At 66.3% G+C, this 22,995-nt stretch carries 25 protein-coding genes; 14 read left to right on the plus strand and 11 right to left on the minus strand.

Annotated features, from left to right (window positions below; translation table 11 throughout):
• Window positions 1–138: 138 nt before the first annotated feature.
• Window positions 139–594, minus strand: a complete 456-nt coding sequence (locus ABIB42_RS24100) for a cache domain-containing protein (protein ID WP_005665130.1) — start codon at window positions 592–594, stop codon at window positions 139–141.
• Window positions 595–875: 281 nt separating this feature from the next.
• Between ABIB42_RS24100 and ABIB42_RS24105 the strand changes: the two genes are divergently transcribed.
• From ABIB42_RS24105 to ABIB42_RS24115, 3 genes are read left to right on the plus strand one after another with little or no spacing between them, the layout of a single operon-like run.
• On the plus strand, window positions 876–2,270 hold the full coding sequence (locus ABIB42_RS24105) for a KamA family radical SAM protein (RefSeq protein WP_312486099.1): 1,395 nt from the start codon (window positions 876–878) through the stop codon (window positions 2,268–2,270).
• Between the two features lie 20 nt (window positions 2,271–2,290).
• Window positions 2,291–3,550: an MFS transporter gene (locus ABIB42_RS24110; RefSeq protein WP_229410119.1), complete on the plus strand. Its 1,260-nt coding sequence runs from the start codon at window positions 2,291–2,293 to the stop codon at window positions 3,548–3,550.
• Window positions 3,551–3,607: 57 nt separating this feature from the next.
• Complete coding sequence (locus ABIB42_RS24115; RefSeq protein ID WP_429249116.1) at window positions 3,608–4,921, plus strand: PQQ-dependent sugar dehydrogenase; 1,314 nt, start codon at window positions 3,608–3,610, stop codon at window positions 4,919–4,921.
• Between the two features lie 7 nt (window positions 4,922–4,928).
• Here the strand turns inward: ABIB42_RS24115 and ABIB42_RS24120 are convergent, their stop codons facing one another.
• Genes ABIB42_RS24120 through ABIB42_RS24135 form a run of 4 tightly spaced genes read right to left on the minus strand, consistent with a single transcriptional unit; the run spans window position 4,929 to window position 9,113 of the window.
• Window positions 4,929–5,255, minus strand: a complete 327-nt coding sequence (locus ABIB42_RS24120) for a hypothetical protein (RefSeq protein WP_005665134.1) — start codon at window positions 5,253–5,255, stop codon at window positions 4,929–4,931.
• A 2-nt stretch (window positions 5,256–5,257) separates the two neighbouring features.
• Window positions 5,258–7,765: a cytochrome c oxidase subunit I gene (gene ctaD, locus ABIB42_RS24125; protein ID WP_429249117.1), complete on the minus strand. Its 2,508-nt coding sequence runs from the start codon at window positions 7,763–7,765 to the stop codon at window positions 5,258–5,260.
• Window positions 7,762–8,724 carry a cytochrome c oxidase subunit II gene (gene coxB / locus ABIB42_RS24130; protein WP_429249118.1) on the minus strand — a complete coding sequence of 321 codons (963 nt, stop codon included), beginning with the start codon at window positions 8,722–8,724 and terminating at the stop codon, window positions 7,762–7,764. Before coxB ends, ctaD begins: the two co-directional genes overlap by 4 nt.
• Window positions 8,721–9,113 carry a c-type cytochrome gene (locus tag ABIB42_RS24135; protein WP_429249119.1) on the minus strand — a complete coding sequence of 131 codons (393 nt, stop codon included), beginning with the start codon at window positions 9,111–9,113 and terminating at the stop codon, window positions 8,721–8,723. Before ABIB42_RS24135 ends, coxB begins: the two co-directional genes overlap by 4 nt.
• 86 nt (window positions 9,114–9,199) lie before the next feature.
• Between ABIB42_RS24135 and ABIB42_RS24140 the strand changes: the two genes are divergently transcribed.
• From ABIB42_RS24140 to ABIB42_RS24150, 3 genes are all read left to right on the plus strand, one after another.
• Window positions 9,200–9,772 carry a c-type cytochrome gene (locus ABIB42_RS24140; RefSeq protein WP_313632389.1) on the plus strand — a complete coding sequence of 191 codons (573 nt, stop codon included), beginning with the start codon at window positions 9,200–9,202 and terminating at the stop codon, window positions 9,770–9,772.
• The gene (locus ABIB42_RS24145) at window positions 9,769–10,131 is read left to right on the plus strand and encodes a c-type cytochrome (protein WP_429249120.1); all 363 of its coding nucleotides are present in this window, start codon (window positions 9,769–9,771) and stop codon (window positions 10,129–10,131) included. Before ABIB42_RS24140 ends, ABIB42_RS24145 begins: the two co-directional genes overlap by 4 nt.
• A gap of 101 nt (window positions 10,132–10,232) precedes the next feature.
• Window positions 10,233–11,081, plus strand: a complete 849-nt coding sequence (locus tag ABIB42_RS24150; RefSeq protein ID WP_005665140.1) for a fumarylacetoacetate hydrolase family protein — start codon at window positions 10,233–10,235, stop codon at window positions 11,079–11,081.
• A 43-nt stretch (window positions 11,082–11,124) separates the two neighbouring features.
• On the opposite strand, the gene ABIB42_RS24155 is transcribed toward ABIB42_RS24150, so the two are convergent.
• Complete coding sequence (locus ABIB42_RS24155; protein ID WP_005665141.1) at window positions 11,125–11,679, minus strand: carboxymuconolactone decarboxylase family protein; 555 nt, start codon at window positions 11,677–11,679, stop codon at window positions 11,125–11,127.
• A gap of 123 nt (window positions 11,680–11,802) precedes the next feature.
• Here ABIB42_RS24155 and ABIB42_RS24160 point away from each other — a divergent pair, with 123 nt between their 5' ends.
• Window positions 11,803–13,128, plus strand: coding sequence for an aspartate aminotransferase family protein (locus ABIB42_RS24160; RefSeq protein ID WP_429249121.1), 1,326 nt, complete (start codon window positions 11,803–11,805; stop codon window positions 13,126–13,128).
• A gap of 24 nt (window positions 13,129–13,152) precedes the next feature.
• On the opposite strand, the gene ABIB42_RS24165 is transcribed toward ABIB42_RS24160, so the two are convergent.
• The 3 genes from ABIB42_RS24165 to yjgA are packed head-to-tail and all read right to left on the minus strand — an operon-like array spanning window position 13,153 to window position 15,031.
• Window positions 13,153–13,821, minus strand: a complete 669-nt coding sequence (locus ABIB42_RS24165) for an alpha/beta hydrolase (RefSeq protein ID WP_219861422.1) — start codon at window positions 13,819–13,821, stop codon at window positions 13,153–13,155.
• Window positions 13,822–13,833: 12 nt separating this feature from the next.
• Window positions 13,834–14,454: a molybdopterin adenylyltransferase gene (gene mog / locus ABIB42_RS24170; RefSeq protein WP_429249122.1), complete on the minus strand. Its 621-nt coding sequence runs from the start codon at window positions 14,452–14,454 to the stop codon at window positions 13,834–13,836.
• Window positions 14,432–15,031 (minus strand): ribosome biogenesis factor YjgA, encoded by a 600-nt coding sequence (yjgA, locus tag ABIB42_RS24175; RefSeq protein ID WP_005665145.1) that lies wholly within the window; start codon window positions 15,029–15,031, stop codon window positions 14,432–14,434. The genes mog and yjgA overlap by 23 nt, the downstream gene beginning before the upstream one ends.
• Window positions 15,032–15,125: 94 nt before the next feature.
• Between yjgA and pmbA the strand changes: the two genes are divergently transcribed.
• Window positions 15,126–16,478: a metalloprotease PmbA gene (pmbA, locus tag ABIB42_RS24180; protein ID WP_005665146.1), complete on the plus strand. Its 1,353-nt coding sequence runs from the start codon at window positions 15,126–15,128 to the stop codon at window positions 16,476–16,478.
• 13 nt (window positions 16,479–16,491) lie between these two features.
• A complete protein-coding gene (locus ABIB42_RS24185) occupies window positions 16,492–16,734 on the plus strand; it encodes a hypothetical protein (RefSeq protein WP_005665147.1) in 243 nt (80 codons plus the stop codon).
• Between the two features lie 292 nt (window positions 16,735–17,026).
• Here ABIB42_RS24185 and ABIB42_RS24190 read toward each other — a convergent pair whose 3' ends face one another.
• The gene (locus ABIB42_RS24190; RefSeq protein WP_005665149.1) at window positions 17,027–18,160 is read right to left on the minus strand and encodes a M14 family metallopeptidase; all 1,134 of its coding nucleotides are present in this window, start codon (window positions 18,158–18,160) and stop codon (window positions 17,027–17,029) included.
• A 76-nt stretch (window positions 18,161–18,236) separates the two neighbouring features.
• Window positions 18,237–19,172, minus strand: coding sequence for a phenylacetic acid degradation operon negative regulatory protein PaaX (paaX, locus tag ABIB42_RS24195; protein WP_005665151.1), 936 nt, complete (start codon window positions 19,170–19,172; stop codon window positions 18,237–18,239).
• A 117-nt stretch (window positions 19,173–19,289) separates the two neighbouring features.
• Here paaX and paaA point away from each other — a divergent pair, with 117 nt between their 5' ends.
• Genes paaA through paaE form a run of 5 tightly spaced genes read left to right on the plus strand, consistent with a single transcriptional unit; the run spans window position 19,290 to window position 22,978 of the window.
• Window positions 19,290–20,279, plus strand: a complete 990-nt coding sequence (paaA, locus tag ABIB42_RS24200) for a 1,2-phenylacetyl-CoA epoxidase subunit PaaA (RefSeq protein ID WP_429249123.1) — start codon at window positions 19,290–19,292, stop codon at window positions 20,277–20,279.
• Window positions 20,280–20,324: 45 nt separating this feature from the next.
• Window positions 20,325–20,609, plus strand: coding sequence for a 1,2-phenylacetyl-CoA epoxidase subunit PaaB (gene paaB, locus ABIB42_RS24205; protein WP_123070693.1), 285 nt, complete (start codon window positions 20,325–20,327; stop codon window positions 20,607–20,609).
• An 8-nt stretch (window positions 20,610–20,617) separates the two neighbouring features.
• Window positions 20,618–21,370 carry a 1,2-phenylacetyl-CoA epoxidase subunit PaaC gene (paaC, locus tag ABIB42_RS24210; protein ID WP_429249124.1) on the plus strand — a complete coding sequence of 251 codons (753 nt, stop codon included), beginning with the start codon at window positions 20,618–20,620 and terminating at the stop codon, window positions 21,368–21,370.
• Window positions 21,370–21,882, plus strand: a complete 513-nt coding sequence (gene paaD / locus ABIB42_RS24215; protein WP_005665162.1) for a 1,2-phenylacetyl-CoA epoxidase subunit PaaD — start codon at window positions 21,370–21,372, stop codon at window positions 21,880–21,882. The genes paaC and paaD overlap by 1 nt, the downstream gene beginning before the upstream one ends.
• A gap of 19 nt (window positions 21,883–21,901) precedes the next feature.
• Window positions 21,902–22,978, plus strand: a complete 1,077-nt coding sequence (gene paaE / locus ABIB42_RS24220) for a 1,2-phenylacetyl-CoA epoxidase subunit PaaE (protein ID WP_005665164.1) — start codon at window positions 21,902–21,904, stop codon at window positions 22,976–22,978.
• Window positions 22,979–22,995 lie beyond the last annotated feature (17 nt).

Raw genomic sequence — 22,995 nt, forward strand, 5'->3', positions numbered from 1 at the left:
TCGCTGTGGCCGCCGGACGAGCAGGGTGCCGGGGGCCTGCTGTTTTGGTGGGCTGCTCGTGTTTTTTTTCTGTTGGGGTGGGGGTGTGGGGGGGGGGGGGGGGGGCGGCCCCCCCCCCCCCCCCCACGCCAACGGCAATCACTTCTTGTAGATGCCGGCTTCCAGCACCACGTCGTCGACCAGCAGGATATAGGTGGTCTTCGGCTCGATCTTGCCGGTGGTCGGGTTCTTGTACTGGTAGTCGACCCAGCCCTTGCCCTTGGCCGCGGCCAGCTCGATGATCTCGCGCCGGTATTTCTTGCCGTTCGCATCGGGCACATCGGTCAGGTCCTTGCCGACGATCGACGGGTTGTACGGATGGGCCAGCACGATGCCGGTCTTGACGTCGCGCAGGTCGACGTACAGCGAGCCCTGGACGAAGCTCGGATCCTTGGCGTTGATGAGTCTCATCATCTCGGCCTTGCCCTTGGTCTTGATGACGGTGGCGCCGCGCTCGGCCATCGCGATGGCGTCCTTCGCGGTCGGTTCGTTGGCGTGGGCGGCGGTGGCGGCCAGCCCCAGGCAGAGGGCGGCGGCGGTGGCGATCATCTTCATGGATGGCTTTCCTTTCGGGTGTGTTCGGTAGGATATTTCTCAAGTGCACGCACTAATGTACCGAGCCGTGACGGTGCCGGATTGCGTTCGCACAACGGCAGGAGCTGCGAGCCGGTCGCGTTGTGTCCTTGCCTCATTTCGCCAGGTCGCGTCGCGGGTTTGTTCTAAACACGGTCCGAGCAACAGTGAGGTTGATGGAAGGCAATTCCTGTTGCATACAGGCTCCCTAATATGAGTGCTTCCCGGCAACTTGCCGCCTGTCATCTCACTGGAGAATTCTCGTGACCACGACTGCATCGACGCCTTCCAAGTTCAAGCCATATACGCGCCAGTCCATTGTGACTGCGCGCCAATGGGAATGGCTCACGCCCGAGCTGCAGGAAGCCGTACAAGTGGTATCGCACGTGCTGCCGTTTCGCACCAATGCCTATGTGATGGATGAGCTGATCGACTGGAAGCGCGTGCCCGACGATCCGATCTACCGCCTGACCTTCCCGCACCGCGACATGCTGCCGGCCCATGAATACGAGCAGTTGCGCGAGCTGGTGCTGCACAAGAAGGACGACGCCGCCATCGCGCGCCTGGTGCACGACATCCGCATGCGCATGAATCCGCACCCGGCCGGCCAGATGACGCACAACGTCCCGCGCGTGAACGATGCGCCGCTCAAGGGCCTGCAGCACAAGTACAAGGAGACCGTGCTGTTCTTCCCCAGCGCCGGCCAGACCTGCCACGCCTACTGCACCTTCTGCTTCCGCTGGCCGCAGTTCGTCGGCATGGACGAGATGAAGTTCGACGCGCGCGAGTGCGGCGAGCTGGTGTCCTACCTCAAGATGCATCCGGACGTGACCGACGTCCTGATCACCGGCGGCGACCCGATGATCATGAACACCCGTTCGCTGGCCGAATTCCTCGAACCCCTGCTGGCGCCCGAGCTGGCCCACATCCAGAACATCCGCATCGGCACCAAGTCGGTCGCCTATTGGCCGCAGCGCTTCGTGTCGGACAAGGACAGCGACGACCTGATGCGGCTGTTCGAGAAAGTGGTGGCGAGCGGGAAGAACCTGGCCATCATGGGCCACTACAACCACGCGGTCGAACTGCGCGCGGCCGTAGCCCAGCAGGCGGTCAAGCGCATCGTCGGCACCGGCGCCACCCTGCGCATGCAGGGCCCGCTGATCCGCCACATCAACGAAGACCCGAAGAGCTGGGCCGAACTGTGGACCACCGGCGTGCGCCTGGGCGCCATTCCCTATTACATGTTCGTCGAGCGCGACACCGGCCCGCGCGACTACTTCGCGCTGCCGCTGGCGCGCGCGCACGAGATCTTCCAGGAAGCCTATTCCATGGTCTCGGGCCTGTCGCGCACCGTGCGCGGGCCGTCGATGAGCGCCTTCCCCGGCAAGGTCGTGATCGACGGGGTGGTGACCATCAATGGCGAAAAGCTGTTCGCCCTGCAGTTCCTGCAGGCGCGCAATCCCGAGTGGGTGCGCCGTCCGTTCTTCGCCAAGTTCGACCCCAACGCTACCTGGCTCGATCATTTGAAGCCCGCGTTCGGGCGCGACCGCTTCTTCTTCGAAGTGGAAAGCGGCGGTCCGCTGCGCGGCCCCGGCGGACGGGTGATCCCGCTGGTGCCGGCCGGCCAGCGCGGCGAAGCCCAGCCCGACGCGGCCTGATGCCAGGCGCGGGTCCGACGATGCAACCAGGCGCCCTGGCGTCCGTAGCGCCCCTGCGCCTGTCCGGCGTGGGGGTGTTCTTCTACGTGTTCCTGCCGTTCGCGCTGGGGCACTTCCTGTCTTCGCTGCTGCGCAACGTGAACGCGGTGCTGGCCTCGCACCTGGTGGGAGCGCTGGCGCTCACCCCTAGCAAGCTCGGACTGCTGACCAGCGCCTTCTTCTTCGCCTTCGCCCTGGTCCAGCTGCCGGTCGGGATGGCGCTGGACCGCTACGGGCCGCGCCGGGTGCAGGTGGCGATGATGCTGCTCGCGTCCTGCGGCGCGCTGCTGTTCGCGAACTGCAGCGGCTTTTATGGCCTGCTGGCGGCGCGCGCCATCATGGGCTGCGGCCTGGGCGGCTGCTTCATGGCGGCGGTCAAGGCGATCTCCACCTGGATCGCGCCGGACCGGCTGCCGTCGGTGCACGGCTACCTGATCGCGGTCGGCGGCATGGGCGCCGCCAGCGCCACCATGCCGGTGCGCGCCGTGCTGGAATACACCGACTGGCGCGGCCTGTTCTGCCTGCTGGCGGCGCTGGTGGCCTGCACCGGGTTGTTGATCGCGCTGCTGTATCCGAAGGCCGAGGGCCCGGCCGCGCAGCGCGGTCCGCTGCTGCCGGCCCTGCGCGAAGTCTGGCGCGCGCCGAGCTTTCGCGCGGTCGCCTCGCTGGTCTTGATCCCGCATGCGGTGTTCTTCGGCGTGCAGGGCCTGTGGGTCGGGCGCTGGCTGTCCGATGTGGGGCGCTACCCCGAGCCCGCGGTCGCCTATCTGCTCTACCTGGGGATGGCGGCGGTGGTGTTCGGCGCGATCGCGGTCGGCATGGTCACCGAATGGGCCGGGCGGCGCGGCATGCCGCCGCTCGACGTGGCGGCGGCCGGCATCACGTTTTTCGTGCTGGTGCAGGCGGCCATGGTCATCGGCTACCGGCCCGGTGTCGCGATGCTGTCGGTGATGTTCACGCTGGTGGGCACGATCACCGGCATCGAGTACGCCATCGTGGCGCAGTCGATGCCGCGCGAATTGACGGGACGCGCCGCGACTTTCCTGAACCTCTTGATCTTCATCGGCGCCTTCCTGGTGCAGGCCGGCTTCGGGCTGGTGATCGGCCTGTGGCAGCCCGACCTGCTCGGCCGCGCGCCGCCGGAAGCCTATCGCGCCGCGTTCGCCCTGCTGGTGGCGATCCAGCTGCCCGGCCTGTGGCGGTTCGCGCGCCGGCGCACGGCTGAGCGTTCTCAGCCGTAACGTGCATGGGTGGCTTTGTCATATACACTTCCCCAGTCCATACTCTTGGGGAAAGTCATGCGCAAACCACTCCCGTTCATGTGCGCAGGCGCCATGCTCCTGCTGGCCGCCTGCGGCGACAAATCGACCTTGCCGGCCGGCGCCGACATGGGTTCGCAGCCGACCCTGAAGGAGCCGAACAAGACCCTGATCCCGACCGTCCACATTGCCCCGGCCAAAGGCTGGCCGGCGAACACGACGCCGGTCCCGGCGCCCGGCCTGGCGGTGAACGCCTTTGCCACCGCGCTCGACCATCCGCGCTGGGTCTATGTGCTCCCGAACGGCGACGTGCTGGTGGCCGAGACCAACGCGCCGCAGCGTCCGGCGAAGAGCGGCATCGGCAACTGGGTGACGGGCAAGGTCATGGCGCGCGCCGGCGCCGGCGTGCCGAGCGCGAACCGTATCAGCCTGCTGCGCGACGCCGATGGCGACGGCGTGGCCGAGCTGAAGCGCGTGTTCCTGAAAGACCTGAATTCGCCGTTCGGCATGGCGCTGGTGGGCGACACGCTGTACGTGGCCAATACCGATGCGGTGGTGCGCTTTCCGTACAAGGAGGGGGTGACCGAAATCCTCGACAAACCGCAGCAGGTGGCGCCGCTGCCGGGCGGTCCGCTGAACCACCACTGGACCAAGAACATCATCGCCAGCAAGGACGGCACGAAGCTGTACGCGACCACGGGCTCGAACAGCAACGTCGCCGAGAACGGCATGGACCAGGAGAAGGACCGGGCCGCGATCCTGGAGATCGACCTCGCCAGCGGCAAGACGCGCGTGTTCGCGTCGGGCCTGCGCAATCCGAACGGCATGGCCTGGCAGCCCGAGACCGGCGTGTTGTGGACCGTGGTGAACGAGCGCGACCTGATCGGCAGCGACCTGGTGCCGGACTACCTGACCTCGGTGAAGGACGGCGGCTTCTATGGCTGGCCGTACAGCTACTTCGGCAAGAACGTCGACGCGCGCGTCAAGCCGCCGCGTCCCGACCTGGTGGAAAAGGCGATCGTGCCGGATTACGCGCTGGGCGCCCACGTGGCGGCGCTGGGCCTGGCCTTCTACGAAGGATCGCTGCTGCCGGGGCAGTACAGGAATGGCGCCATCGTCGGCAACCACGGCTCCTGGAACCGCAAGCCGCGCTCGGGCTACAACGTCGTGTTCGTGCCGTTCAAGGATGGCCGGCCGAACGGCAAACCGGTCGACATGCTGACCGGCTTCGTCAACCAGGATGGCGAGGCCCATGGCCGGCCGGTCGGCGTCGCGGTCGACAGGAAGGGCGCGGTGCTGGTGGCCGACGACGTCGGCAACGTGATCTGGCGCGTGGCGCCGGACGCCGGTTGATGCGCCGTCAGGCGCATCCACTGACCAGCAGGACCGGCATCCCGGTCCACGCGATCGCCACGAAGGCCAGCACCGCGCTGGCCGCCGCCACGTAATCCACGAACTCGGTCGACCCCTGCCGCAGGCGCTTGCCGGCGGCGGCGCCGCTCCATACGCACACGGCCAGCGCCAGCAGCGTGGCGCCGCCCAGCAGCCACGGGTTCGGCCCTTCCGGCCGCCAGGCGCCCGGCGTGCACTGGGCCGCAGCCACGATATAGCTGAAGCCGAAGTGCGCGGCCCAGGCCAGGAGGGGAAGCGAGGCGCGCGTGGCGCGCCGGAAGAATCGGTCGTCCATGTTCAATCCATCACCAGCAGCAGGCCGCGGATCACCACCATGGCGGTGATGCCCTGCAGGGTCACGTAATGCCAGATCAGCGCGATATTGTCGCGCGTGGCGCGGTTTTCGGGCTTGACCAGGCCGCGCCAGGCGCGCACGCACAGGTAGGGCGCGGCCAGCAGCAGCACGAACAGCATCACGCCCTGGAAGCCGAGCATGATCGCGATCGAGGCGTTCCAGGCATCCTTGGTGCCATCGAGATGCACCAGGCGCCAGCTGTGCACGTCGACCAGGAAGGCGGCCGTGGTGCAGGCCAGCGCCGCGAGTGTCGTCCAGGCCATGCCGTGGCCCTTCAGGCGGCCACTGAACCAGACCAGGGCGGAGCCAAGCAGCAGCAGGGCGGCGGCGGCGATGGTGTACGTTCCATCGGGCAGCGAGGCGCCCGGCGGCGGACAGATCTCGAGCCGCATCGAGGTGTGGATGTAGGTGTAGGCGAAAGACCAGAAGATCCCGTAGATCACGATCAGCATGATGAAGGTGCCCCACCACGAATGCGAGGCGACGCCGACCGCGCCGATCGGCAGCTTGATGCCGCCGCCGATCGGGGCGTGGGTCATGTTGACGCTGCGGTCCGATTGCCACAGCCAGCCGATGATGCAGGCGACGGCGATGACGCCGCAAATCGAGGCCAGCACCATCGCCTTCACGGTCAGCAGCAGGAAGAAGCCGGCCGTGCCGGCGGCGCCGATCACGGTCAGCCAGCTGTCGCCGGGCAGGATCATCAGGTAGTTGGGCGTCGCGCTCACCGGGCTGGTGGCGATCGTCTCGCGGCGGCCGGTGACGGTATTGGGCAGGTAGTGGCGGCCTTCTTCGACTTCCTTCGACAGGGTCGGCTGGTCCCAGAGCGGATCGTCGGACGTGACGATCGGGATGCTGCGGTTGCCGTAGTCCTCGGACGGCAGCCACTCGAGCGTCGCCGCGTTCCACGGATTGCCGACTTCCTTGGTTGGCCGGCGCAGGGTGCGGGTGGCGTCGACGATCATGGCCACAATGCCGAGGGCGAACATGAAGGCGCCGATGGTCGAGAGCATATTCAGCCAATCCCAGCCCATCTCGTGCGAGTAGGTATAGACCCGGCGCGGCATGCCGTACAGGCCGGTGATGTGCATCGGGAAGAAGGTGATGTTGAAGCCGCCGAACAGCAGCCAGAAGATCGGTTTGGCCCAGCGCTCCGACATCTGGTTGCCGTTGATGAGCGGCAGCCAGTAATAGATGGCGGCGAACACCGGGAACACCATGCCGCCGATCAGCACGTAATGCAGGTGGGCGACGATGAAATAGGTGTCGTGCACCTGCCAGTCGAACGGGATCACGGCCACCATCACGCCGGTCAGCCCGCCCAGCACGAAGATGAACATGAAGCCGAGCATGAATAGAGTAGGAGCATTCAGCTTGATGCGGCCACTCCATAAGGTGGCGATCCAGCCGAACACCTGGATGCCGGTGGGGATCGCCACCGCCATGCTGGCCGCCGAGATCAGGCTCATCTCGAGCACGCCCAGGCCGGCGGTGAACATGTGGTGGGCCCACAGGCCGAAGCTGAAGATGCCGACGCCGACCAGCGCCACCACGATCACGCGCCGTCCCACCAGGCGGTTCTGGGCGATGGTCGGGATCATGGTCGAGATCATGCCGGCAGCCGGCAGGAAGATGATGTAGACCTCGGGGTGGCCGAAGAACCAGAACAGGTGCTGCCAGATCAGCGGGTCGCCGCCACGCTCGGCATCGAAGATCGGCATGTTGAAGGCGCGCTCGAGTTCGAGCAGCGCGGTGCCGGCGATCACGGCCGGGAAGGCGATGATGATCATCACGCCCACCACCAGCATGGCCCAGGCATACACCGGCATGCGGCGCAGGGTCATGCCCGGCGCGCGGGTGAACAGGATGCCGACGATCAGCTCGATCGCGCCGGCGATCGCCGAGATCTCGATGAAGCCGATCCCCAGCAGCCAGAAGTCGGCGTTCAGGCCGGGCGAATACTTCATGCCGGTCAGCGGCGGATACATGAACCAGCCGCCGTCCGGCGCCAGGCCCCAGAACAGGGTGCAGAAGAAGGCCAGGCCGCCGAAGGCATAGGCCCAGAAGGCGTAGGCCGACAATCGGGGGAAAGGCAGATCGCGCGCGCCCAGCATATTGGGCAGCAGGTAGACCGCGATCGCCTCGACGATCGGGATCGCGAACAGGAACATCATCACGGTGCCGTGCATCGTGAAGATCTGGTTGTAGGTGCTGGCGGCCACCAGGTCGTTGTCCGGCACCGCCAGCTGCACCCGCATGATCAGGGCCAGGATGCCGGCCAGGATGAAGAACAGGATCGCCGTCCCGATGTACATCAGGCCGATATTGGTGTTGTTGACCGACTTGAAGAAGCGCCAGCCGCTGGGCGTTTCCCAGATCTGTTCGAGGCGGGTCAGCTCCAGCGGTGGGCGGGGCAGGGGATTCGGCAAAGCGTCGTCGCGCGTCGTCATTTCAGGTGCTCGAGGTAGGTGGCCAGCGCGCGCAGGGTTTCGCCGTCCAGGTCTTGTGAAGGCGGCATGAACACGCCCGGCTTGATGGCTTGCGGGTCGGCGATCCAGCCGGCCAGCGTGCCGCGGTGGTTGCGCAGGGTGCCGGCCGCGATCTCGCGGCGGCTGCCGACGTGGGTCAGGTCGGGCCCCAGGAGCGAGGTGTCGGCGATCCTTGCCTGCTCCGAGAACGGCGGCACGTCGGTGACGCCGCGGATCGTGTGGCAGGCCTGGCATTGCTGCGCCAGGAAGGCCTCGCGGCCGCGCTGCAGCACGGTGGTGTCGGCCGGCAGGCTTGGCGCCGCCTGGCGCGCCAGCCAGGCGTCGAATTCCGGACGCGGCAGGGCGATCACGTGGAAGGCCATGCGCGCGTGCTGCTCGCCGCAGTATTCGGCGCACTGGCCGCGATACACGCCCGGCTTGTCGGCGCGCAGGGTCAGGCCGGTGACGCGGCCCGGGATCATGTCGCGCTTGCCGGCCAGCGACGGCACCCACAGGCTGTGGATCACGTCGGACGCGGTCAATCCAAGGTAGACCGATTCGCCGACCGGGATGTGGATCTCATTGGCGCTGATGATCTCGCGATTGGTGGCCGGGTCGCGGTAGCGCACCTCCCACCACCACATCTTGCCGGTGACCGAGATCGTCAGCGCATCGTGCGAGGTCTGCGGCGCCAGCTGCGCGCTGCGCCAGGTGCTCCAGGCCAGGAGGGCGGTGAGCACCACGACCGGGAAGGCGATGCCGGCGCCGAAGATCCAGATGGCGGGCCGGATCGGGCGCGCCTGGCGCCGCATGGCCAGGGTCAGCAAGGCCATCACGAAGATGAAGATCAGCGTGCCGCCGACGAACAGCACCCAGCTGAACTGGTGGATGATGGCGGCGTCGGCGCCGGCCGGATGGAGGACGGATTGCAGGTCGTTCATTTCAGGGTGTACATGAAGGCCGCCATATGGCGCGCCTCTTCTTCGGAAATGCCGAGCGCCGGCATCAGCGTGCCGGGCTTGACCGCGGGCGGGTTCCGCAGGAAGCGGACCATGTTCTCGGGCTGGTTCGGGATGCTGTCTGCGATATAACTCAGGCGGCCCATGTACTGCAGCGACGGACCGGCGTCGCCGTTCGTGCCCTGCACCTCGGGAATGAAATGGCAGGCCGCGCACTGGTATTGCTGGGCCAGCAGGCGACCGCGCTCCGGATCGCCCCCTTCGACACGGCTCGGCTTGTCCTGGCTGCCGCAGCCGCTCGCCAGCAGCGCGCACAGCAGCATGGCGCTGGCGCGTAAAAGGAAAGGACGGCCGTATTGACAGATATTCATGCGCACGGTTGGTTTTTCGTGAAAAAGCAGTGGCTTTTATAATACAAGAAATTAGATGTCATTTTTTTAACTGAACGCCCTAGGTTATGCTATCCAATCGCGCACGACTTATCGTCAAGACCATGGTGCTGACCCTGCTGGGGGCAGGGCTGATCGGCGCCGTCATCGGCCTGATCGTCCTGCGCGGCGGTTTCTACAATATCGCCGCGACCGCGCAGCACTACCCGCTGATCTACACCGTGTTCGAGGAAGGCCTGCAGTACTCGGTGCAGAACCATGCGCGCGACATCCAGGTGCCCGCCGGACTTGGCGCGCCGGAGCAGGTGCGGCGCGGCGCCGCCGTCTACGGGGCCAACTGCATCCAGTGCCACGGCGGGCCGGGCGTCGCGCCGCTCCAGCAGGGCATGAGCATGCAGCCGGTGCCCGGGCCGCTGGTGGACGCCGACCTCAATTGGGAAACGCGCGAGCTGTACTGGATCACGCGCAACGGCATCAAGATGAGCGGCATGCCGGCCTGGGAATATCACCTGAGCGACAACGATATCTGGGCGGTGGTGGCGTTCGTGTCGGCCATGCCGAACATGACGACGGACGATTTCCGGCGCATGACGGCGCCCGGGGACGCACCCGCAACCGTTACGCAAGGAGAGCAGCCATGAGCGCAGCACGCATCCCGGCCATGATGGCGCTCGCCGTGCTGCTGGCGGCCTGCGGCCCGACGCGGCCGGCGCCCGGCATCCAGGGCGACCCCGAACGCGGCAAGATCGCGCTGACCCAGTACGCCTGCCACTCCTGCCATACGGTGCCGAGCATCGCCGGCTCGAAGGTGTACGTCGGCCGTCCGCTCGGCGACATGGCCGAGCGCCGCTACATCGCCGGCAAGGTGCCCAATACCCAGGACAACCTGGTGCGCTGGATCATGGATCCGCAGGCGATCGATCCGGACAACGCGATGCCGAACATGGGCGTGAGCGAGCGCGATGCGATCGACATCAGCGCCTATCTGCTCAGTCAATAGCCGATCCTTCAATAGCCGATCCTTCAATAGCCGATCCTTGGTATCATCGCCGGTTTGACGCGGACCGCCACGGTCCGCGCGTTCACGACCGAGGAAGAATCATGAGATTGGTGCGCTATGGCCGCCCGGGCAAAGAGAAGCCGGGCCTGTTCGACGAAGAGGGCCGCCTGCGCGACCTGTCCGGCATCATCGACGACATCGATGCGTCGGTGTTGGGCGACAAGGCGCTGCGCAAGCTGGCGAAGATCGACCACAAGACCCTGCCGCTGGTGCGCGGCAATCCGCGCCTGGGCGTGCCGGTCAAGGGCGTCGGCAAATTCATCGGCATCGGCATGAACTACGCCGACCACGTCGCCGAAACCAAATCCATCACCCCGAGCGAGCCGGTGTTCTTCACCAAGGCGACCAGCTCCCTGAACGGCCCTGACGATGCGATCGTGCTGCCGAAAGGCTCGAAGAAGACCGACTGGGAAGTCGAACTGGGCGTCATCATCGGCACCCGCGCACAGTACGTGAGCGAAGAAGAAGCGCTGAAGTACGTGGCCGGCTACTGCGTGGTCAACGACGTCTCGGAGCGCGCCTTCCAGTTCGAGATGGGCTCGCAGTGGGATAAAGGCAAAGGCTGCGACACCTTCGGCCCGGTCGGCCCCTTCCTGGTCACGCGCGACGAGATCTACGACGTGCAAGACCTCGACTTGTATCTGGAACTGAACGGCAAGCGCATGCAGACCGGGAACACGGGCAGCATGATCTTCAGCGTGGCGCAGATCGTCAGCTACGTGTCGCGCTTCATGACACTGGAGCCGGGCGACATCATCACCACCGGCACCCCGCCGGGCGTGGGCATGGGCCGCTCGCCGCAGCGCTTCCTGAAAAAGGGCGACCAGCTGCGCCTGGGAATCGCGGGCCTGGGCGAGCAGCAGGCCGAAGTGGTGGCGTTTCCGAAATAAGCGTCGCCCCCGCGAAGGCGGGGGTCCAAGTACACCTTCAACCCTAATCCGGCATGCGCCACGCGCCCTCCTCGGGCACGCTGGTGCGCGCCGTGTTCATCACCATCGCGAGCAGGGTGTAGTAGCCGTTGATCCCGATGAGGTCGACCACGCCCTGATCGCCGAACAGCGCGAGCGCGTCGGCATACACCCGGTCCGACACCGCCTTGTGCTCGTGCAGCTCGATGCAGAAGTCGTGCACCACCGCCTCGTCCACCAGCATGTCGCCCGGCCGCTCGCGCGCCGCGATGGCCGCGATGACCGACGACGGAATTCCCACCTGGGCCGCGATCGGCGCATGGATCGCCCACTCCACCTGCTGGTCCCACTGGCGCGCCGTGACCAGGATCGCCAGCTCCGACAGGCGCACCCCGATCGCGCTGCGGTAGCGCAGGTACTCGCCCATGCGCTGCGCATGGCTCATCAGCTCGGGACTGCGCAGCAGCGGCACGAAGGGGCCGTAGACGGCGCCGCGCGGGCCGGCGACGATTTCCCGCGCGGCGGCGCGCTGGGCGTCGTTCAGTTCATGGTCGGGAATGGGGCCCAGGCGCTCGCTCATGTGTTGTTCCAATAGTGATCCCAAGAAAATATTCGCACGGCCTGCGCTAAAAATCAAAAGAAGCCGACCCTCCCGCGCTTATCGTCAAGTGTCGTCCCTATCGGAGATCGGAGGTAAGCTTTCATGAGCCACATCATCCACCGCAGCCTGCGCCAGGTGCCGCCCCTCGCGGCCGGCGGCGAAGGCATCGTGCTTCGCGACACCAACGGCAAGACCTATATCGACGCCAGCAGCGGCGCCGCCGTCTCTTCGCTGGGCCACGGCCACCCGGACGTGATCGCCGCCATGCACCGCCAGATCGACCGCTGCGCCTATGCCCACACCGCCTTCTTCACCACCGACGTGGCCGAGCAACTGGCCGCGCGCCTGGTCGAGGGCGGGCCGGAAGACATGGGAGGCGTCTATTTCGTCTCCGGCGGCTCCGAGGCGATGGAGACCGCGCTCAAGCTGGCGCGCCAGTACTGGGTCGAGATGGGCGAACCGCAGCGCACCCGCTTCCTGGCGCGGCGCCAGAGCTATCACGGCAACACGCTGGGCGCGCTGGGCGTGGGCGGCAACGAGTGGCGGCGGCGCGCCTTCGCCCCGCTGTTGAAGGATGCGCTGCGGGTGTCGGCCTGCTACGAGTACCGAGGCCGCGCCGACGGCGTCAGCGTCGACGACTACACCGCCGGCCTGCTGGACGAACTGGAGACCACCATCCTGCGCGCCGGCCCCGAGAACATCATCGCCTTCGTGGCCGAGCCGGTGGTGGGGGCGACCGGCGGCGCGATTCCGCCCACGCCGGGCTATTTCCAGGGCGTGCGCGAGATCTGCGACCGTCATCGCATCCTGTTCATCGCCGACGAAGTCATGTGCGGCATGGGCCGCACCGGCACCATGTACGCGATCGAGCAGGACGGCGTGGCGCCCGACATCGTGGCCGTGGCCAAGGGCCTGGGCGCCGGCTACCAGCCGATCGGCGCGGTGCTGGCGCACAAGGCGATCGTCGAATGCCTGCGCAGCCGCAGCGGCATGTTCCAGCACGGGCACACCTATATCGGCCATCCGGTCGCGGCCGCCGCGGCGCTGGCGGTGCAGCAGGTGATCGAGCGCGACGACCTGCTGGCGCGGGTGCGCAGCCGCGGCGCGGTGCTGCGCCGCATGCTGGGCGACGTGTTCGGGGTGCACGAGCATGTCGGCGACATCCGCGGCCGCGGGCTGCTGCTGGCGCTGGAGTTCGTGCGCGACCGGGAGACCAAGGAGCCGTTCGCGCCCGAGCGCAAGCTGCACGCGGCGATCAAGGCCGAGGCGATGGCGCGCGGCCTGCTGGTCTATCCGATGGGGGGAACGATCGATGGGCAGCACGGCGACCATGTGCTGCTGGCGCCGCCGTTCATTGCGACGCCGGCGGATCTGTCCGAGATCGTGTCGCGCCTGAGCGATGCGGTGGAGGCGGCGCTGTCGACGTGACCGCGCCGCCGATGGAGCCGGGTGTCAGGCGACGACCTTGCGAATCCACTTGGCGATGTCCTGCACCTCTTCCAGGCACAGCGTGTGCTGCATCTGGTAGGCATGCCACTCGACCTGGTAGCCGAGCGACTCGAGCACCTTGCGCGAATCTTCCGCGCGCGCGAACGGCACCACCGGATCCTGCACGCCATGCGCCATGAAGATCGGCGTGGCCAGGCTGGCGTCAATGCGCTCGGCGCCGGCCACGCCCGCCAGCGGCAGGTAGCCCGACAGGCACATCATGCCGGCCAGCGGTTCCGGGTGGCGCAGGCCGGTCTGCAAGGTCATCGCGCAGCCCTGCGAGAAGCCGGCCAGGATGATGCGCGAGGCCGGGATGCCGCGCGCCTTTTCGCGCGCGATCAGCGCCTCGACCTGCAGCTGCGAGGCGCGCAGGCCGGCTTCGTCTTCGCGCCGGACCAGGTCGGTGGCGACGATGTCGTACCACGAGCGCATCACGTAGCCGCCGTTGATCGTGACCGGCATCGTGTTCGCATGCGGGAACACGAAGCGGATGCCGGGCAGGCCCGACAAGTCCAGTTCGCGCACGATCGGCACGAAGTCGTTGCCGTCGGCGCCCAGGCCGTGCAGCCAGACGATGGCAATGGACGGGTTCGGTGCGGTTTCGATCTCGATATGCTCAAGCAGCTGGCTCATGGCTTCCTTCAGTTAGGCGACAGGCGGACGCAATGCCGATTTGGGGCGGAAAGTCTTGCTCACCGCCGGATTGGTTTCCATGTACGGGCCGCCGATCAGGTCGATGCAGTAGGGGACGGCCGCGAAGATGCCGCCGACGACCGCGTTGCCGGCGTCGTCCTTCAGCCCTTCGAGGGTTTCCTTGATCGACTTCGGCTGGCCGGGCAGGTTCATGATCAGGGCCGCGTGGTCCGCCGTTTCGCGGATCACCGCGGTCTGGCGCGACAGGATCGCGGTCGGCACGAAGCGCAGGCTGATCTGGCGCATCTGCTCGCCGAAGCCGGGCATCTCCTTGGTGGCGACCGCCAGCGTGGCCTCGGGTGTGACGTCGCGCCGCGCCGGACCGGTGCCGCCGGTGGTCAGCACCAGGTGGCAGCGTGCGCTGTCCACCAGGTCGACCAGGGTCGCTTCGATACTGGCGCGGTCGTCGGGGATCAGTCGCGTCTCGACGCGAAATGGCGTGGTGACCGCTCCCGCCAGCCACTCGTTCAGCGCCGGGATGCCCTTGTCTTCGTAGACGCCGCCGCTGGCGCGGTCGGAAACCGACACCAGGCCGATCACCAACTCCTGATTACTCGTCGTCGGATTCGTCATCGTTGCCTTCTTCTTCGGCGTCGGCGTCGGCTTTCTTCTTCTTGCTCAGGTCCTTCAGGATCTGGAAGATCTCGCGGTAGGCTTTCGGCGGCTTGGATTCGGCCACTTCCTTGCGCGCGTTGCGGATCAGGGTGCGCAGGTGCTGGACGTCGAGCTCGGGATTTTCTTCGAGCAGGACGGTCAGGGCCTTGTCGTCGGCCAGCAGCTTCTCGCGGCGGCGCTCGAGCGCGTGCAGGGCGGCGGTCTCGGACTTCGAGGCGCCTTTCCAGCTGTCGATGGCGCGCTGGATGGCGGCGACTTCTTCCTCGTCCAGGGTGCGCATCTTCTTGCCCACGAACTGCAGGGCGCGGCGGCGGCCTTCGTGGTTGGTGATGGTCTGGGTTTCGAGGATGACATCGCGCACGTCTTCCGGCATCGGCACGCGCTTGACGCGGTCGCGCGGCGCGTCGACCAGTTGCTCGCCGAGCTTTTGCAGCTCGTTCGACTGGCGCTTGAGTTCCGACTTGGAAGGACGGTCGTATTCGGGTTCGAACTCGTTCGACTGGAAGCCGACCGAGCCGCGATTTGGATTAGGCATGATATGAATGGATTTGATTGGCGCGGGGCCGATCAGTGAAAACTGTAAACGGCTGCTATGATAACTGTTTTAGGGCCTGCCACGAAAAACACCTATGAACGACAACGCTTTTACCCACACCCAGGATCAGCTCAAACAGCTGGCGCGCGACGTGCTGGCGTTCGCCCGCGAGCAGGGCGCGACCGACGCCTCGGTCGAGATCAGCGAAGGGAGCGGTTTGTCGGTTTCTGTGCGTAAAGGCAATATCGAGACGATCGAGCAAAACAAGGACAAGGGCCTGGGCGTCACCGTCTATGTGGGCCAGCGCCGCGGCAATGCCAGCACCTCCGATTTCTCGACCTCTTCGCTCAAGGCGACCGTCGAGGCGGCGGCCAACATCGCTCGTTTCACCGCCGAGGACGATTGCGCCGGCCTGCCCGATGCCGATCTCCTCGAGCTCGCGCCGCGCGACCTGCGCCTGTTCTACCCGTGGCAGATCAGCACCGAAGAAGCGGTGGAGCTGGCCAAGCGCTGCGAAAACGCCGCCTTCGAGGTCGACAAGCGCATCACCAACAGCGAAGGCGCCAGCGTCTACGTCCAGCAATCGCATTTCGTCGGCGCCAACTCGCGCGGCTTCATCGGCGGCTATCCATTCTCGCGCCACACGATCTCGGTGGCGCCGATCGCCGGCAAGGGCAATCAGATGCAGCGCGACGACTGGTACACCTCGTCGCGCAATCCCAAGGAACTGGCCAAGCCCGAGAAAGTGGGCCGCTACGCCGCCGAGCGCGCGCTGGCGCGCCTGAACGCGCGCAAACTGAATACCCGCACCTGCCCGGTGCTGTTCGAGGCGCCGCTGGCCGCCGGCCTGCTGGGCGCCTTCGTGCAAGCGGTGTCGGGCGGCGCGCTGTACCGCAAGTCGACCTTCCTGCTCGATACCCTGGGCAAGCAGGTGTTCCCGTCGCACATCCAGATCGTCGAAGACCCGCACCTGATCGGCGCGGTCGGCTCGGCGCCGTTCGACGAAGAGGGCGTCAAGACCGTGCGCCGCAAGGTGATCGCCGACGGCGTGCTGCAGGGGTACTTCCTGTCGTCTTACTCGGCGCGCAAGCTGGGCATGCAAACCACCGGCAATGCCGGCGGCTCGCACAATCTCGAGATCGTCTCCAGGGACACCCGCCGCAGCGACGATTTCGAAGGCATGCTGCGCAAACTCGGCACGGGCCTCCTGGTCACCGAGCTGATGGGCCAGGGCGTCAACTACGTGACCGGCGACTATTCGCGCGGCGCGTCGGGCTACTGGGTCGAGAACGGCGTCATCCAGTATCCGGTCGAAGAGATCACCATCGCCGGCAATATGCGTGAGATGTTCCAGCAAATCGTTGCCGTCGGTAACGACACCCTCGTACGCGGCAACAAGACCACCGGCTCGATCCTGATCGAGAAGATGGTCGTGGCCGGCAACTGAAGAGGAGAGCGCCATGGGCCGATTCGTCCGCATCGACAAGGAAAGCAGCCCCAAGACGGTGCTGCTCAATCTCGACCTGGTGGCCACCGTCGAGCTGGCCCCGCAATCCGACCTGCTCAGCTCGGGCGGCGCGGACAGCCGCAAGGTGTACGCCACCTTCCTGGCACCCGATAAAACCGCGATCGCGACCCTGCACTTCGACAGCAGCGCGGATGCGAACGCCTGGGTCAACACCCATCTGGGCGTCGCACTCTGAACGCTCCGCCGTGCGGGATTGCCCTGCTGCGCTGCGTCTTCGGCATCGCCATGTTCACCCACGGCCTGCCCAAGGCGCTGGGCATCCCGCACGGGTCGATGGCCGATCCGATGGCCGGCTAGATCCGCCTGAGCTGGCGGGGGACTGTGGGCCAGGCCGGTCGCGCTCCTGATCGCCCTGCAGACGGTCGGTATCTGCCATGCGCCTGGCCCCGTTCGGCGCGGCGCTCTGACCCTGGCGCCAATAAAAAACGCCCCGCCATGCGGGGCGTCGTCGCGACAGTGGGGCGTGCTTACTTGATCGCGCGGATCGCGTTCAGCACCGGCTGCAGCACCGCCGCGCCCAGGCGCGCACTGCGGGCGCCATCCCAGCCGACTTGCGGATCCGGATCGTTGGCGTTGTCCTTGAACGGCAGTTCCAGCGTCAGCGACAGGCAGCCGAAGGCGTGGGTGATGTGCGGCGAACCCATGGTCAGGGTTTCTGCGGTGTACGGCGTGGCGCCGTAGCCGTGCACGTCCTGGAAGTCCGGGCTGGCGATCTTGAAGTCGGCGATGAAGCGGTCCTGCGCTTCGCCTTGCTCCTGCGTGAAGTTCGGCAGCGATTCGCTGCCGGCCACGAACACATAGGGCAGGCCTTCGTCGCCGTGCACGTCCAGGCACAGGTCGACACCGGTCTCGTGCATCTTCTGCAGCACCAGGAACACCTCGGGGCTGCGCTCCATGCTCGGATTGAGCCACTCGCGGTTCAGGTTCGCGCCGGCTGCGTTGGTGCGCAGGTTGCCGCGCACCGAGCCGTCCGGGTTCATGTTCGGCACCACGTAGAACACCGACTCTTTCAGCAGCTGGCGCCCGAACGGGTGGGCCGGATCGAGCAGCGCGTCGAGCATGCCCTCGACGAACCATTCGGCCATCGTCTCGCCCGGGTGCTGGCGTGCGATCACCCACACTTTCTTTTTACCTTCGGCCGGCTCGCCGATCACCAGCATGTTCAGGTCGCGGCCGTCGACGGTCGAGCCCAGGTCGAGCATGCGCACGTTTTCAGACATCTGGGCGCGGTCGAGCAACTCAAGGTGGCGCTCCCACGAATACGGCTCGAAATAAGCGTAGTAGACGCTGTCCATGCCCGGGGTGTGCTCGATGGTGAGCACCTGGCCATCGAACGTGGTCGGCACGCGGAACCAGTTCACGCGGTCGTAGCTCGCCATCGCCTGGTAGCCTTCCCAGCCGGCCGGATAGGCGGCCTTGCCGGCGTTGAGCAGGCGGATGGTGCAGGCTTCGCCCTGCGCGCCCTGCAGGCGGAAGTAGAACCACTGGATGATGTCGGCGTGCGAGTCCTTGCGGATGTTCAGGTCGATGGCGTTGGCGCTGGTGGCGTTCACGACCTCGATGGCGCCAGCGTCGAATTGGCTGCTGATCTTGATAGACATGGTGTTGTCCTGTGTTGGGAAAGGCGTCAAAGCATCGATGATACCCGCTTTTGGACGTGCTCTTGTGCGCCGGGTCTCAGTCCCGCAATCCGCCGAAGCGGCCGTAATAGGCGGCGTCAGCCTCGGGCGTCGCCGCGTCTTCCTTGCGCAGCATCGCCAGCACGTGCTCCTCGGCGCGCGCGTGGCACAGGCGGTAGATCTCGCGCGCCAGCGCATAGGCGTCGGCCCCGGGCCACGGCTGCGGCAGCAGGGCCAGCGGCAGCATCGGGTCGTGCAACTGCACGCGGCGGTAGGCGTGGATCAGCAGGGTGCGGATCGCGAACGCATGCTCGGGCGTCACGTCGTCCTTGCCCAGCATGTCGGGCAGCGGCGCGAAGCGGTCGATGAAGCCGCGATAGGCGCCCACCACCGCATTCAGGTTCCAGCAGTCGCCCACCAGCTCGGGCAGCGGACGCGCGTCCATGCCGGGCAGCTCGTCGACCTGGCACACGAAGACCTTGTCGGTGGCGTCCGCGCGCGCCAGGATCTCGCGCAGCGTGTCGCGCTCGGGCGCGGGATGCGCCATCACGCCGGTGGCCAGCATCGCGAAGCCTTCCCACTCGAGTTCCTTGCGCAGCAGGGTGCGCAGCTCGCTGTCGATGCTGCCGCTCTTGCCATGCGGCGCCAGCACGAAGGTCCAGCGCCCGTCCCAGTCCAGGCCCGGCGCCGAATAGATGCGCCGGTTGGCGCGCTCGAAGCGGGGCAGCGCCTTCGGCTCGATCGCATAGCGGCTGCGCCGGCCTTCGCGGCTGGCCGTCAGCCAGCCTTCCTGCACCAGGCGGAACACGCTGGTGCGCACCAGCCGGTCGCCGACGCCCAGCGGGCCCACCAGCTCGATCATGCTGCCCAGCCAGAAGGCGCCGCCGTGCGGCGCGATCGTGTCGCCGCACACGGTCACCACGAGCGACTTGTGGCGCGGCGGATCGAGGGCCAGGTCGTGGGCGATCCATTCAGTGCTGGACAGTCGTTTCATGATTCCGGTCAATTTTTGGTGCTGCGATATGATTCAAAATTATTGTGTACATCAAGTTTTTTGTATCGTATTATGATTTGGACGGGTTTGCAATTGGTGAGAACCACGGGGGAAGCTATGTACGCACAGATGGTGGAGACCGGCCTCAAGAAAGTCCGCACAGAACAGGACATGAGCGCCGAAGAGCAGGCGTTCCAGGCGCGCATCGACGCCGGGATCAAGATCGAACCAAAGGACTGGATGCCGGAAGCGTACCGCAAGACGCTGATCCGCCAGATTTCGCAGCACGCGCATTCCGAGATCGTCGGCCAGCTCCCGGAAGGCAATTGGGTGACGCGTGCGCCGACCCTGCAGCGCAAGTCGGTCCTGTTGGCCAAGATCCAGGACGAGGCCGGCCACGGCCTGTACCTGTACAGCGCCGCCGAGACGCTGGGCGTCTCGCGCGACGAGCTGCTGCAAGCCCTGCACGCCGGCAAGGCCAAGTACTCGAGCATCTTCAACTATCCGACCCTGAGCTGGGCCGACATGGGCGCGATCGGCTGGCTGGTGGACGGCTCGGCCATCATCAACCAGATCCCGCTGTGCCGCTGCTCGTATGGGCCGTATGCGCGCGCCATGGTCCGCGTCTGCAAGGAAGAATCCTTCCACGCGCGCCAGGGCTACGACATCATGATGGCGCTGGCCAGGGGCACGCCGGAACAGAAGGCGATGGCCCAGGATGCGCTGAACCGCTGGTGGTGGCCGTCCCTGATGATGTTCGGCCCGTCGGACGCCGAATCGGTCAACAGCGCGCAATCGACGGCCTGGCGCATCAAGCTGTTCTCGAACGACGAGCTGCGCCAGCGCATGGTCGACCAGACCGTGCCGCAGGCCGAATACCTGGGCCTGACGGTTCCCGATCCCGACCTCAGATGGAACGCCGAACGCGGCTCCTACGATTTCGGCGAGATCGACTGGTCCGAGTTCCATAACGTCCTGAAGGGCAACGGCCCCTGCAACCGCGAGCGCCTGCGCACGCGCGTGAAAGCCTGGGACGACGGCGAATGGTTCCGCGACGCCCTGGTCGCCCACGCCGACAAGCAAGCCGCCAAAAAAGCCGCAGCATAAAAATAGTCCAACTCACGCCGGCATACCGTAACAATGGAGACAACAATGAGCAAAGAATGGCCCCTGTGGGAAGTCTTCATCCGCAGCCAGCACGGCCTCGCCCACAAGCACGTCGGCAGCCTGCACGCCCCTGACGCCGAGATGGCGATCAACAACGCCCGCGACGTCTACACCCGCCGCAACGAAGGCGTCTCGATCTGGGTCGTGCGCGCCGCCGACATCGTCGCCAGCAGCCCGCTTGATAAGGAGTCGCTGTTCGAGCCGGCCAACAGCAAGGTCTACCGCCACCCGACCTTCTTCCCGATGCCGGAAGAAGTCAAGAACCTGTGAGCGCAGTCATGGATGCGAAGTTCGAATACCTGCTGCGCCAGGGCGACAACGCCCTGATCCTGTCCCAGCAACTGTGCCAGCTGGTCGGCAAGGGCCCCGCGCTCGAAGAAGACATGGCCCTGTCCAACGTCGCCCTCGACCTGCTGGGCCAAACCCGCATGTGGCTGACGTATGCCGGCGAACTCGAAGGCAGGGGCCGCGACGAAGACCGGCTGGCTTTTCTCCGCGACGCCATCGAGTACCGCAACTGCCTGCTGGTCGAGCAGCCCAACGGCAGCTACGCCGACACCTTGATGCGCCAGTTCCTGTTCGACACCTGGCACTACTTCCTGATGGACGGCCTGACCCGCTCGAGCGACGAGCGCATCCGCGAGATCGCCGCCAAGTCGATCAAGGAAGTCACTTACCACCTGCGCCGCAGCGGCGACCTGGTGGTGCGCCTGGGCGACGGCACCGACCAGAGCCGCGCCATGATGCAGACCGCGCTCGACGAGCTGTGGATGTACAGCGGCGAGATGTTCCTCTACGACGAGATCGACAACGCGATGGTGGAGCAGGGCGTGGCGCCGGGGGTGGAGCTGTTGCGCAAGCAGTCCCTCGACCACATGGCCGAGGTCTTCACCGACGCCACCCTGGCCATGCCGTCGCCGGACGCCTGGATGCAGCGCGGCGGCAAGCAGGGCCGCCACAGCGAACGCCTCGGCTTCATCCTGGCCGAGATGCAGTTCCTGCAGCGCGCCTATCCCGGAGCGGCCTGGTAATGACCGCGCTCGACGTCTCGGTCGAACAGGTGTGGGAATGGCTCGGCGAGGTCGCCGATCCGGAGATCCCGGTCATCTCGGTGGTCGACCTCGGCATCGTGCGCGCCGTGCGCCTGGAAGGCGAGGCATGCGTGGTCACGATCACGCCGACCTACTCCGGCTGCCCGGCGATGCAGGTGATCGCCGATTCGGTCAGCGCAGCCTTGAACGCGCATGGCATCGAGGATGTCCGCATCGAGAGCCGCCTGTCGCCCGCTTGGACCACCGACTGGATGAGCGCGGCCGGCAAGGCGGCATTGAAAGGCTACGGCATCGCGCCGCCGGTGCAGCAGGCGATCGACATCAGCGGCCTGCACGCCGGCATCCGCCGCCGCGCCGCGCCCGACGTCGCCTGCCCGCACTGTAGCTCGCCGCACACCCAACTGACCAGCGAGTTCGGCTCGACCCCATGCAAGGCGCTGTACAAGTGCCTCGACTGCCGCGAGCCTTTCGACTACTTCAAATGCCACTGAGTTGTCCAATGAGGCCAGCATGAGCAAGTTCTATCCACTGACCGTCTCGAAGGTGAAGCACGAGACGCGCGACGCCATCGCCGTCACCTTCGACGTCCCGCCCGAGCTGAAGGACACCTTCGCCTACCGCCAGGGCCAGTACCTGACGCTGCGCACCACCATCGACGGCGAAGACGTGCGCCGCTCGTATTCGATCTGCTCGGCCGTGCAGGACGCGCAGTTGCGGGTGGCGATCAAGCGCTGCAGCGGCGGGGTATTCTCGGGCTGGGCCAACGACAGCCTGCAGCCCGGCGCCACGCTGGACGTGATGCCGCCCAGCGGCAACTTCAACGTGCCGCTCGATGCGACGAGCAGCCGCCATTACCTGGCCTTCGCCGCCGGCAGCGGCATCACGCCGATCCTGTCGATCGTGAAGACCACGCTGCAGGCCGAACCCCAGAGCCGTTTCACCATCGTCTACGGCAACCGCGCCTCATCGAGCGTGATCTTCCGGGATGAGTTGACCGACCTGAAGGACCAGTACATGGGCCGCCTGCGCCTGGTGTACGTGATGAGCCGCGAGCAGCAGGACATCGAGCTGTTCAACGGCCGCATCACCGAAGACAAGTGCAGCCAGTTCCTGCGTCACTGGATCGACATCAAGGACATCGACGTCGCCTTCATCTGCGGCCCGGAAGACATGATGCATGGCGTTTCGCGCGCGCTGCAGGGAGCGGGTCTGCCGAAGGAACAGATCCGGATCGAACTGTTCGCCGCCAGCGCGCCGGCGCGCGAGCGCACGCCGCGCGCCGCGCAAGCGGAGGCACGACACCTCACCGAAGTGACCGTGATCATGGACGGCAGCGCCGCCAGCTTCACAATGGACAAGGACAAGGAATCGCTGCTGGATGCCGGCCTGCGCGCCGGCCTGGACATGCGCTACTCGTGCAAGGGCGGCGTGTGCTCGACCTGCCGCTGCAAGGTGCTCGATGGCGAAGTCGAAATGGACGTGAACTACGCGCTCGAAGACTACGAAGTGGCGCGCGGCTTCGTGTTGAGCTGCCAGAGCTTCCCGGTCACCGACAAGGTGGTGGTCGATTTCGATATCCACGAATAAGAACCTGATAACGGAGA

The organism is Massilia sp. UYP32 (genome assembly GCF_050434365.1).
GTDB lineage: Bacteria > Pseudomonadota > Gammaproteobacteria > Burkholderiales > Burkholderiaceae_D > Telluria > Telluria timonae.

Bases quoted from the DNA above. Each gene is read 5' to 3' on its own strand.
- mog (WP_429249122.1), bottom strand. From the start codon at position 14,454: ATGACGAATCCGACGACGAGTAATCAGGAGTTGGTGATCGGCCTGGTG.
- paaA (WP_429249123.1), top strand. From the start codon at position 19,290: ATGTACGCACAGATGGTGGAGACCGGCCTCAAGAAAGTCCGCACAGAA.
- ABIB42_RS24115 (WP_429249116.1), top strand. From the start codon at position 3,608: ATGCGCAAACCACTCCCGTTCATGTGCGCAGGCGCCATGCTCCTGCTG.
- yjgA (WP_005665145.1), bottom strand. From the start codon at position 15,031: ATGCCTAATCCAAATCGCGGCTCGGTCGGCTTCCAGTCGAACGAGTTC.
- ABIB42_RS24140 (WP_313632389.1), top strand. From the start codon at position 9,200: ATGCTATCCAATCGCGCACGACTTATCGTCAAGACCATGGTGCTGACC.
- ABIB42_RS24135 (WP_429249119.1), bottom strand. From the start codon at position 9,113: ATGAATATCTGTCAATACGGCCGTCCTTTCCTTTTACGCGCCAGCGCC.
- ABIB42_RS24145 (WP_429249120.1), top strand. From the start codon at position 9,769: ATGAGCGCAGCACGCATCCCGGCCATGATGGCGCTCGCCGTGCTGCTG.
- paaD (WP_005665162.1), top strand. From the start codon at position 21,370: ATGACCGCGCTCGACGTCTCGGTCGAACAGGTGTGGGAATGGCTCGGC.
- ABIB42_RS24110 (WP_229410119.1), top strand. From the start codon at position 2,291: ATGCAACCAGGCGCCCTGGCGTCCGTAGCGCCCCTGCGCCTGTCCGGC.
- ctaD (WP_429249117.1), bottom strand. From the start codon at position 7,765: ATGACGACGCGCGACGACGCTTTGCCGAATCCCCTGCCCCGCCCACCG.
- ABIB42_RS24150 (WP_005665140.1), top strand. From the start codon at position 10,233: ATGAGATTGGTGCGCTATGGCCGCCCGGGCAAAGAGAAGCCGGGCCTG.
- ABIB42_RS24155 (WP_005665141.1), bottom strand. From the start codon at position 11,679: ATGAGCGAGCGCCTGGGCCCCATTCCCGACCATGAACTGAACGACGCC.
- ABIB42_RS24185 (WP_005665147.1), top strand. From the start codon at position 16,492: ATGGGCCGATTCGTCCGCATCGACAAGGAAAGCAGCCCCAAGACGGTG.
- pmbA (WP_005665146.1), top strand. From the start codon at position 15,126: ATGAACGACAACGCTTTTACCCACACCCAGGATCAGCTCAAACAGCTG.
- paaE (WP_005665164.1), top strand. From the start codon at position 21,902: ATGAGCAAGTTCTATCCACTGACCGTCTCGAAGGTGAAGCACGAGACG.
- paaB (WP_123070693.1), top strand. From the start codon at position 20,325: ATGAGCAAAGAATGGCCCCTGTGGGAAGTCTTCATCCGCAGCCAGCAC.
- paaC (WP_429249124.1), top strand. From the start codon at position 20,618: ATGGATGCGAAGTTCGAATACCTGCTGCGCCAGGGCGACAACGCCCTG.
- ABIB42_RS24160 (WP_429249121.1), top strand. From the start codon at position 11,803: ATGAGCCACATCATCCACCGCAGCCTGCGCCAGGTGCCGCCCCTCGCG.
- ABIB42_RS24165 (WP_219861422.1), bottom strand. From the start codon at position 13,821: ATGAGCCAGCTGCTTGAGCATATCGAGATCGAAACCGCACCGAACCCG.
- paaX (WP_005665151.1), bottom strand. From the start codon at position 19,172: ATGAAACGACTGTCCAGCACTGAATGGATCGCCCACGACCTGGCCCTC.
- ABIB42_RS24100 (WP_005665130.1), bottom strand. From the start codon at position 594: ATGAAGATGATCGCCACCGCCGCCGCCCTCTGCCTGGGGCTGGCCGCC.
- ABIB42_RS24190 (WP_005665149.1), bottom strand. From the start codon at position 18,160: ATGTCTATCAAGATCAGCAGCCAATTCGACGCTGGCGCCATCGAGGTC.
- coxB (WP_429249118.1), bottom strand. From the start codon at position 8,724: ATGAACGACCTGCAATCCGTCCTCCATCCGGCCGGCGCCGACGCCGCC.
- ABIB42_RS24120 (WP_005665134.1), bottom strand. From the start codon at position 5,255: ATGGACGACCGATTCTTCCGGCGCGCCACGCGCGCCTCGCTTCCCCTC.